This window comes from Halorubrum tibetense (genome assembly GCF_042661865.1).
Classification (GTDB): domain Archaea; phylum Halobacteriota; class Halobacteria; order Halobacteriales; family Haloferacaceae; genus Halorubrum; species Halorubrum tibetense.
The window spans coordinates 1-5,540 of sequence record NZ_JBHSWW010000163.1 but is presented as its reverse complement, the minus strand read 5'-3'; the positions used below and the strand labels follow the sequence as shown (position 1 = coordinate 5,540).

At 66.4% G+C, this 5,540-nt stretch carries 7 protein-coding genes; 4 read left to right on the top strand and 3 right to left on the bottom strand.

Going from position 1 to position 5,540, the window contains the following annotated elements:
• Positions 1 to 429: 429 nt before the first annotated feature.
• Complete coding sequence (locus tag ACFQEU_RS10695) at positions 430 to 1,209, bottom strand: HAD-IIA family hydrolase (RefSeq protein WP_379781953.1); 780 nt, start codon at positions 1,207 to 1,209, stop codon at positions 430 to 432.
• 167 nt (positions 1,210 to 1,376) lie between these two features.
• Here ACFQEU_RS10695 and ACFQEU_RS10690 point away from each other — a divergent pair, with 167 nt between their 5' ends.
• Both ACFQEU_RS10690 and ACFQEU_RS10685 read left to right on the top strand, forming a co-directional pair.
• Entirely contained in the window at positions 1,377 to 2,150 is a 774-nt protein-coding gene (locus tag ACFQEU_RS10690; protein ID WP_379781951.1) for a GTP cyclohydrolase III, read from the top strand.
• Positions 2,151 to 2,310: 160 nt separating this feature from the next.
• On the top strand, positions 2,311 to 2,541 hold the full coding sequence (locus tag ACFQEU_RS10685) for a hypothetical protein (protein ID WP_379781950.1): 231 nt from the start codon (positions 2,311 to 2,313) through the stop codon (positions 2,539 to 2,541).
• A 46-nt stretch (positions 2,542 to 2,587) separates the two neighbouring features.
• Here the strand turns inward: ACFQEU_RS10685 and ACFQEU_RS10680 are convergent, their stop codons facing one another.
• Complete coding sequence (locus tag ACFQEU_RS10680; protein WP_379781948.1) at positions 2,588 to 2,806, bottom strand: hypothetical protein; 219 nt, start codon at positions 2,804 to 2,806, stop codon at positions 2,588 to 2,590.
• 116 nt (positions 2,807 to 2,922) lie between these two features.
• Here ACFQEU_RS10680 and ACFQEU_RS10675 point away from each other — a divergent pair, with 116 nt between their 5' ends.
• On the top strand, positions 2,923 to 3,801 hold the full coding sequence (locus tag ACFQEU_RS10675; RefSeq protein WP_379781945.1) for an SDR family NAD(P)-dependent oxidoreductase: 879 nt from the start codon (positions 2,923 to 2,925) through the stop codon (positions 3,799 to 3,801).
• 33 nt (positions 3,802 to 3,834) lie between these two features.
• Here the strand turns inward: ACFQEU_RS10675 and ACFQEU_RS10670 are convergent, their stop codons facing one another.
• A complete protein-coding gene (locus tag ACFQEU_RS10670) occupies positions 3,835 to 4,407 on the bottom strand; it encodes a PadR family transcriptional regulator (RefSeq protein WP_379781943.1) in 573 nt (190 codons plus the stop codon).
• Between the two features lie 259 nt (positions 4,408 to 4,666).
• Between ACFQEU_RS10670 and ACFQEU_RS10665 the strand changes: the two genes are divergently transcribed.
• Positions 4,667 to 5,540 (top strand): heme-binding protein (locus ACFQEU_RS10665; protein ID WP_379781941.1); only part of this gene is annotated, 874 nt, incomplete at its 3' end.

Here is a 5,540-nt window from a genome sequence, read left to right as displayed (position 1 = left end):
CGCGCGCCGAGCGCCGGCGCGAACACCGCGAGTGCGGCAACCGCGGCGAACACGCTCGCGCGCGTGACCCTCCGATTCACACGTGGAGTACCGCCGACGACCACTTAACCCTCCCGACAGCCGGTCGGTCGGGAATCTAGGGGACGGCGGCCGGTCAACCGAAGAACGAGTCGGCAGTCGCCGTGACGTGAAGGTCACCTGATATCTGAAGCGACAGCGCCGATCGGACGGCAACCGGATCGGGAGTCCCGAACGCGTCAGTAACGGTACTCGTTGAACTGGACCGCGTGGCCTTCGACGATCCGGACCGTCCGTTCGGGGTCCTCCTCCTCGTCCGACGCCGATCCCTGTGAGTCAACGGCTGGCATGTGTGACGACATGACGTGATAGTATATAAATTTTTGCCGGTAGATCCGTAAGACCGACCGTTCAGCCGATCAACCGACCGATCTCGCCGAGGTCGTCGAGGACGTGATCGGGTTCCACGTCGCTCTCGGCCACGTCGGCTTCGTCGGTGACGCCGGACAACACGAGGGCAGTCGTCATCCCGGCACGCGCGCCGAGCGCGATGTCGGTGTCAAGGCGGTCCCCCACGACGAGGCACTCCTCGGGCGGGTGTGAAAGCCGCTCACGAACCATCGCTATCGCCGGGTCGGACGGTTTTCCGAGGACGATGTCCGGGTCACGCTCCGCCACCGCAGCCAGCGAACGGATCACGGCACCGGATCCCGGTACGTCCCGGTCGGGCGCGGGGATGACGATATCCGGATCAGTCCCGATGAAGGGGATCCCACGGTCGAGCGCCCACAGGCCGGTACACAGGTCGTCGTAGTCGAACTCGTGGTCGATCGACGCGACCAGCGCGTCCGCGGCCTCGATGTCGTCCGTCGTGGAGAGCCCGGCGTCGTCGAACTGGTCGAGCAGGCCGGGCGCACCGATACAGATCAGGTCGTCCGTGGCGTGGTGTCGCCGGAGGTACTCGGTCGTGACCGTGCCCGCCGTTATCACCCGGTCGGCGTCGACGTCGTACCCCGCTGCCCCAAGTCGATCGACGTACGCCGGCGGTGCCTTCGTCGGGTTGTTCGAGACGAACAGCGTCTCGATCCCTGCCTCCTGTATCCGGTCGTAGCCGGCGGGCGCACCGGGTATTGGGTCGTTTCCGCGCACGACCGTCCCGTCCACGTCGAGGACCGCTCCGGAGAACTCCATACGGTCTCTGGGGCCGGGGCCGTCGTAGTGGTTGCGCTCCGGAAGCCGTCGTCCTCCGATCCAGTATCGTTTCACCCCACGAGTCCATCACGTCCCACTTTCGGAACAGGTTCCACCTTCGGGATAACGGAAGCGTAAAGCGAGCGCGACTCCAACCGATCGCTATTGTGACGACGACCCAGGTGACGCTGGTCCAGATCGACAACTACGGGCCGTGGACCGTGACGCCGGAACCCCGTCGGGAGATGGACCTACAGACGCTCCAGTCCCGCCTGTTTGCCGACATCGCCGAGTTCCTCGGCCACCGTGACGGATACGCCTTCTTCACCCGGTTCGACAACATGATCGCGGTGACGAACGGGGTCGACGGCGACGCCCACGCCACGCTTCAGGAGTCGATCGGCAACCGGTACCCCGTGACGATCAGCCTCGGGACCGCCGTGAGCGACCGGCCTGTCGACGCGCTAGAAGCGGCGAACCGGGAGCTCCAACACGAGGGAAGCGCACAGGACGCCGGGCGGACGGAGGTGCTCGCCGGCGAGTACCTCACGGAAACAGCGCCGACTGACGTCCAGATCGCTCACTTCGACGTCGTGAACGCGACCGGGAAGTACACCGACCGGCTCAACGAGTTCGACACGTTTATCAACATCGAACAGGCGTACGCGTCGCTGATGCGGTACCTGCGGGAAGCCCACGGCGCGCTCTCGTTTTTCGTCGGCGGCGACAACATCATCGCGGTCTGTCCGGACCTCCCCGAGTCCGCGTTCACCGAGGCCGTGGACCACGTCGGCGGCGACGTCGACGTCGAGCTTCAAGTCGGCGTCGGCCGCGGGGCGACGGCTCACGAGGCGGGGTTCGCGGCCAAACACGCCCTCGAGGACTGCCGCCACGACGGCACCAGCGTCGAGATGATCGGGACGCCGGCCGCAAGCGACTGATCGGGGGATCGCTGACGACGAGGATCGCTGACGACGAGGATCGCTGATGAGCTCTCTCTGCTCCACTCTGTCGGGCCGCTTCGCCCCCGAGACGTGAGATATTAAACCTGATAATTTCGGTGTGACTTTTTTATATACCCGACCGGTACGAGAGGATAGCATGTCAGAAGAGATAGTGTTCGTCTGTACGGCGGACGAGTGCGATGCGGGACCGTGGGAGGGCGCTCACGACGCGATGGCACACTGCGAGGAGCACCCCGATCACGGCTACACCGGTCGGCCGCGTTCCGAAGTCGATGACGTCATTCCGGCCACGACGGTCCGGAAACGCGACAACCGGAACCTCCAGCACAAGGGGCATCCGCAGGGCGCGCTCGCCGACCACGACTGACGGATCCGTACGGTGGTCCCGTTCGGATCGTTCGATCCACCCTTCCTCAGCCGGCTCCGTGTTCGTCCTCGAACAGTCCGAGGTCCTCGGCGACGAGGTCGGCGAGGTGGTCTTTGAGCGCCGGGTCGACTTCCGCGACCTCTTCACCGTCGTGTTTTCCGTCGTTGTGTCGCTCGAGCGTGTCGGCGACGTCCGAGAGCGGCACCTGCGTCTCGGTCCCACAGTCGGTACAGACGATCGGAACGCTCGGCTCCTCGGATGACATGTCTCGAACGGTCGCGGGTAACGGGTATAGTCCTTCGGGACGTTCTCGGTCGGATGTAGTGGACGCCGCCGTCGGAAAGGGACCATACTATCAAGCCGGGGTTCGGAGGACGACGTATGCGCGTCGTCGTCACCGGAGCTGCCGGCGGGATCGGAACCGGGGTAGCCGAACGGCTGGCGGCCGCAGATCACGAGGTGGTGGGGATCGACCGCGATCGTTCGGGACTCGCCGAGCTCCCCGATGCGGTCGAAACACGCGTCGTCGACCTTCGTGACGGCGACGCGGTACGTGAGGCCCTCGCGGAGGACCCGATCGACGCCGTCGTCACGTGTGCGGGTGGTTACGAGATCGCCTCACTGGAGGACACCACGCCGGACGCCTTTCGGAGACAGCTGGACACGAACCTCACGACCGTCCATACCGTCGTCCGCGCGACCGCTCCGACGATCCGCGAGCGACACGGTCGGATCGTCGTCGTCGGGTCGATGCTCGGGAGCGTCGCGCTTCCATATCACGGCGCGTACAGCGCCGCGAAGGCCGGCGTCCGCGGCTACACCGACGCGCTCCGGCGAGAGCTCGAACCCCTGGGGGCCACCGTCGTCCTCGTCGAACCCGGGCCGGTGCGGACCGGGTTCAACGAGCGCGCGGCCGACGCGCTCCGGTCGCGAGTCGGAGACGGATCCAGAGTCGGCGACGGATCCCGAATCGGAGGCGGATCCCGGGACGCGGCGGGGCGCGATGGGGACGCCGAAAGCGTGTACGCCGACGCCTATCGGGCGTTCGAGTCGTACACGCCGACCGCGACCGGTGTCGACACGGTCGTAAAGTCGATCGTCACCGCGACGACGACCCGAAACCCGCGGACACGATACCGGGTGAGCCGCCGCGCCCGATGGCTCCCACGGCTCGCCGCAGTGCTGCCGGACCGGCTCTACGACCGGTTGGTCCGTTCGGGACTCCCCGGCGGGACGCTCGGCCGGCTGATAGACCGGTGAGAGACGCCCTAGCGCCCGTCGAGCCGGCCGCAGTCAATCAGCCGATCCGGACGACGCCTCACCGCCCCCCTCGTCACCCCCATCGTTCGCGGCCTCGGTGCCGTCCGTCCCGGCGTAGAACGCTTCGGGTGAGTCGGTGATCCGCTCGAACTCTCCGAAATCGCGCTCGTGGTGGCGGATCATCTGTTCGACGATCCACGCGCTGTGCCGCTCGTCGTAGTTCCACTCGCCCTCGCCGTCGTCGACCGCGAATCGGTCGTCGGTCGCGAGCGCCGCGTAGAGGTGATAAAACCCTAGAACGACGTCCCCGAAATCGCGCGCCTCGCCACCGATCTCGGACCGTTTCTCGACCAGCGTCTCCCGGCCGTGGTCGGTGAGCGCGAAGTACTTCCGGTCCGGCTCGTCCTCCCGTTCGACCCGTTCGGCGACCCCGTCCTCCTCGAACTTGTACAGGATCGGGTACACTGACCCGTACGACGGCTCCCAGTGGCCGCCGCTGATCGTCGTGATCTCGCCCAGCAGCTCGTATCCGTATCGCGGCCGCTCGGCGAGCAGCTCCAACACGAGATACGAGATCAGTCCTTTCGGTGGGCCGCTTTTCCGCATCGTTCCACCGTCTCACGGTCGTCGTGAAAGGGTTTCGGTCCCGACGACGTTCGCCGACGCGGCCGTCGCTCTTGGCCGCACCCTCGCCATCATCCCACCGCGCAGATCAACGATTCCCTTCCGATGGCCTGTCGCGGACCGATCGGGTCCCACTGGCCGCCTGTCACGGACCGATCGGGCACCGGCGGCGGTACACCGACGCGGCGAATCGGCGGACACGACTCGGAAACCCCTAAGTCACGGCGACCCAAGCTCACGTATGGTTGAGGCACCTGCGACCGAGGAAGGGTGGTTCGCACTCCACGAGTTCCGGTCGATCGACTGGGACGCGTGGCGGAACGCTCCGGACCACGAGCGAGAACGGGCCATCGATGAGGGCCGGTCGTTCCTGGCCCACCGTGAAGCGCTCGCGAGGGCTGACGCCGGCGACTCGGCGGTGTTCTCCGTGCTCGGACACAAGGCCGACCTCCTGACGATCCACTTCCGCCCGACGCTCGACGAGCTCTCGGCTATCGAGCGGTCGTTCGAGAACACCGCGTTCGCCGAGTTCACGACGAAGGAGTCGTCGTACGTCTCCGTCACGGAAGTCTCCGGTTACGTCTCCGACGAGTACTTCGCGGACGACGACGCCGAGATCGACGAGGGGCTTCGCCGGTACATCGAGGGGAAGATCGAACCCGAGATGCCCGACGACGAGTACGTCTCGTTTTATCCGATGAGCAAACGCCGCGGCGAGGAGTACAACTGGTACGACCTCTCGTTCGAGGACCGCGCCGACCTGATGGCCGGCCACGGGGAGGTCGGCAAGCAGTACGCCGGGCGGATCAAACAGGTCATCGCCTCCTCCGTCGGCTTCGACGACCACGAGTGGGGCGTAACGCTGTTCGGCTCCGACCCCACCGACATCAAAGACATCGTCTACGAGATGCGCTTCGACGAGGCGTCCTCGCGGTACGGCGAGTTCGGTCAGTTCTACGTCGGCCGCCGGTTCCCTCCGAGTGACCTCAGCGCGTATCTCGCCGGTGAGTCGGTGCCGACCGGCGAGGCCGACGCCGAGCACGAGGGTCACGGCCACGGCGAAACCGGCGGTCACGGCGAGGCACACGGCCACGGCGGTCAGCACGGCGACGAGC

What these genes read in the sequence shown, in the direction of transcription:
- ACFQEU_RS10670 (WP_379781943.1), bottom strand. Translation starts at nt 4,407, where the DNA reads ATGCGGAAAAGCGGCCCACCGAAAGGACTGATCTCGTATCTCGTGTTG.
- ACFQEU_RS10680 (WP_379781948.1), bottom strand. Translation starts at nt 2,806, where the DNA reads ATGTCATCCGAGGAGCCGAGCGTTCCGATCGTCTGTACCGACTGTGGG.
- ACFQEU_RS10675 (WP_379781945.1), top strand. Translation starts at nt 2,923, where the DNA reads ATGCGCGTCGTCGTCACCGGAGCTGCCGGCGGGATCGGAACCGGGGTA.
- ACFQEU_RS10695 (WP_379781953.1), bottom strand. Translation starts at nt 1,209, where the DNA reads ATGGAGTTCTCCGGAGCGGTCCTCGACGTGGACGGGACGGTCGTGCGC.
- ACFQEU_RS10685 (WP_379781950.1), top strand. Translation starts at nt 2,311, where the DNA reads ATGTCAGAAGAGATAGTGTTCGTCTGTACGGCGGACGAGTGCGATGCG.